Here is a 2,856-nt window from a genome sequence, read left to right as displayed (position 1 = left end):
TGTTTTTGTTTGCCTGTTTCATACAACCAGAGACCCCGGCCTGCCCCGCATCCATTCACGATGCGGAGCGAGGCTTCGGCGTCAGGCCATTTCTGCTGTGGTTTCGAAGTCGAAGGTAATCTCGCCATCCTTGATATCGATGTGAACCACACCGCCGTGCTCTGACAATTCGCCGAACAGGATCTCTTCAGCCAGCGGCCGCTTGATCTTGTCCTGAATCAGGCGAGCCATCGGTCTGGCACCCATCGCCGCATCGTAACCACCCTGCGCCAGCCAGCTTCTCGCCGCCTCGGACACTTCGAGCAGTACGCGCTTGTCTTCCAGCTGGGCCTGAAGCTCGGTAAGGAACTTGTCGACCACGCTCTTGATGACTTCGTGGCTGAGACGACCAAACTGAATGATGGTGTCCAGACGGTTGCGGAACTCCGGCGTGAAGCTCTTCTTGATCACTTCCATCGCATCAGACGAGTGGTCCTGATGCGTGAAACCGATCGAAGCACGCGCGGCGGACTCAGCCCCGGCATTGGTGGTCATGATCACGATCACGTTGCGGAAATCTGCCTTGCGCCCGTTGTTATCGGTCAGCGTACCGTGGTCCATCACCTGCAAAAGCAGGTTGAAGACTTCCGGGTGAGCCTTTTCGATTTCATCGAGCAGCAGCACGCAATGCGGTTGACGAGTGATGGCTTCGGTCAAAAGACCGCCCTGATCGAAACCGACGTAGCCCGGAGGCGCGCCGATCAGACGGGAAACGGTATGCCGCTCCATGTACTCGGACATGTCGAAACGAATCAGCTCGACACCCAACGCCTTGGCCAACTGGCGAGCGGCTTCGGTCTTGCCGACACCGGTAGGGCCTGCGAACAGGAACGAACCGACCGGCTTGTCAGGCGACTTGAGGCCTGCACGCGAAAGCTTGATCGCCGTCGACAACGAGTCAATGGCTGCATCCTGACCAAACACGGTGAGCTTCAGATCGCGCTCCAGGTTACGCAGCAGCTCCTTGTCAGAACTGTTGACGTGTTTTGGCGGAATACGCGCGATCTTGGCGACGATGTCTTCGACCTGAGGCACATCGATGCGCTTGACGCGCTGCTCGACAGGCTGCAGACGCTGGTAGGCACCGGCTTCATCAATAACATCGATCGCCTTGTCGGGCATATGACGGTCATTGATGTAACGCGACGCAAGCTCAGCTGCGGCGCGCAGCGCTTCGTCACTGTACTCGATGCTGTGATGCTGCTCGAAACGGCTTTTCAGGCCACGAAGGATGCCGATGGTGTCTTCGACCGAAGGCTCGGACACATCGACTTTCTGGAAGCGACGCGCCAAGGCGCGGTCTTTTTCGAAAATCCCGCGAAACTCCTGAAAGGTCGTGGAGCCGATGCAGCGAATCTCGCCAGACGACAGCAACGGTTTGAGCAGGTTGGAGGCATCCATCACCCCGCCTGATGCTGCACCAGCACCAATGATGGTGTGGATCTCGTCAATGAACAGGATCGCCTGAGGACGCTTGCGCAGCTCATTGAGCAACGCTTTGAAACGCTTCTCGAAATCGCCGCGGTATTTGGTCCCGGCCAGCAGGGCACCCAGATCAAGCGAGTAGACAACGCTGCTGGCGAGCAAATCAGGGACCTGATTGTCCACGATACGCTTGGCCAGGCCTTCGGCAATAGCCGTTTTACCGACCCCAGCCTCACCGACCAGCAACGGGTTGTTCTTGCGACGACGAGCCAGAATCTGAGCTACGCGCTCGACTTCGCTTTCGCGACCGACCAGCGGATCGATGCGCCCCTGGCGCGCCAATTCGTTCAGATTGCTGGCATAGGCATCCAGAGGATTGCCTGAGGAAGATGCTTCACCGCCCTCGTCGTCCTGCATATCCTGTTCACCTTCAGAAGAGTGTTCGCCATGCCCCGGAACCTTGGAGATACCGTGGGCGATATAGTTGACGACATCAATCCGGGCCACGCTCTGCTGCTTGAGCAGAAACACGGCCTGGCTTTCCTGCTCACTGAAAATTGCAACCAGCACGTTGGCGCCGGTTACTTCGCGCTTGCCGGAGCTCTGCACGTGGAAAACTGCCCGTTGCAGCACACGCTGGAACCCGAGCGTCGGCTGTGTCTCGCGATCCTCGTCATGAACGGGGATCAGCGGAGTGGTGGAGTCGATGAACTCCTGCAGATCATGCTTGAGTTTATCGAGGTTTGCACCGCAGGCACGCAGAACAGTGGCTGCAGCCTCATTATCCAATAGAGCCAGCAGGAGGTGCTCGACCGTCATGAACTCATGACGCTTCGAACGTGCCTCCTTGAAGGCAAGATTGAGGGTGACTTCGAGCTCACGGTTTAACATAGCTTCACCTCATACCCAAGTGGTCGGCGTTTAACCGTCCTTCTCGATCTCACAGAGTAGCGGATGCTGGCTCTCCCTGGCGTATTGATTGACCTGCATTGCCTTGGTCTCGGCGATGTCGCGGGTAAACAATCCGCAGACTGCCCGTCCCTCTGTATGGACGGCCAGCATGACTTTGGTGGCCAGCTCACGATTCAGGTTAAAAAACACCTCGAGCACTTCTACGACGAAATCCATCGGGGTGTAGTCATCGTTGAATAAAACCACCTTGTACATCGGTGGCGCCTGCAGGGTCGGCTTGGCGTCCTGCACCGCGATGCCTGCCGCGTCGTCCTCGTGCGACTGCGGACTGCCCTGATTGAATGTTAGTCGAATCTTGCTAAATGCATGCATGGAAAGAAATGTTCGTTTGAGGGCGGATTGAGCTGTCAGTCGCAGTTTGGACGCTTTTCAAACAGACCGCCACATGACCTTGACTATCAGCTAAGAGGGTGTAGACAA

2 protein-coding genes are annotated in these 2,856 nt (G+C 57.0%); both read right to left on the bottom strand.

Going from position 1 to position 2,856, the window contains the following annotated elements:
- Positions 1-81: 81 nt before the first annotated feature.
- Positions 82-2,355: an ATP-dependent Clp protease ATP-binding subunit ClpA gene (gene clpA / locus ALO64_RS20385; RefSeq protein WP_004665689.1), complete on the bottom strand. Its 2,274-nt coding sequence runs from the start codon at positions 2,353-2,355 to the stop codon at positions 82-84.
- Positions 2,356-2,385: 30 nt separating this feature from the next.
- On the bottom strand, positions 2,386-2,748 hold the full coding sequence (gene clpS / locus ALO64_RS20380) for an ATP-dependent Clp protease adapter ClpS (RefSeq protein WP_044344986.1): 363 nt from the start codon (positions 2,746-2,748) through the stop codon (positions 2,386-2,388).
- Between the last annotated feature and the right edge of the window lie 108 nt (positions 2,749-2,856).

Source organism: Pseudomonas meliae (genome assembly GCF_001400515.1).
GTDB lineage: Bacteria > Pseudomonadota > Gammaproteobacteria > Pseudomonadales > Pseudomonadaceae > Aquipseudomonas > Aquipseudomonas amygdali.
This window is presented reverse-complemented; position numbering and strand designations above follow the sequence as displayed.